The organism is Vibrio sp. 2134-1 (assembly GCF_033339495.1).
In genome coordinates, this window is record NZ_JAWOUS010000915.1 from 1 (window position 1) to 528 (window position 528).

Below are 528 nucleotides of genomic sequence, written 5' to 3' on the forward strand. Positions count from 1 at the left end.
ACAAGCTTCGCTAAAGAGTTTTTCATCTTTATCTAAGTAGGCGGTATAACTTACCCCATTTTTTCGCAGGGTACGTTTTTTCACCATTGGGATAACCCCCAAGCATGTCACGCCTAGCTTATCTTGAACATCGTTTGAAGTGCGGATGACTTCTCGCAACGTTTCTAAAATGATCACCAATGCACAAGCGATAGCAAAACCGAAGAATGTGGCGATAAGCACCAGTTTCATTCGTTGTGGCGCGACAGGAAACAGTGGAATGATCGCTTTATCAGTAAAGCGAGCGGTCACATTTTTGTAATCGCTAGTAGCGCTGGTTTCTTTTTCTCGATTTAAGAAAGCTTCGTAAAGATCTTTGTTTGACTCTACTTCTCGTTTCAATTGCTCATAGCGCGCCTTTTGCGAACCCAATGATTGGAAATCTGATTTTTTTCTGTCCAGTTCTTCGCGCAACATGTCTTCGTGAGCTTTCGCTGCAAGTAAGTCTTGTTGCTTACTAGAAGAGATTTCGCGAATCAATTGCTGAGT

1 protein-coding gene is annotated in these 528 nt (G+C 42.4%); it reads right to left on the reverse strand.

Translation table 11 applies throughout. From position 1 onward, the window contains the following. Nucleotides 1–528: GNVR domain-containing protein (locus tag R7R78_RS29240; protein ID WP_318119877.1), on the reverse strand; the 528-nt coding region annotated here is incomplete at both ends.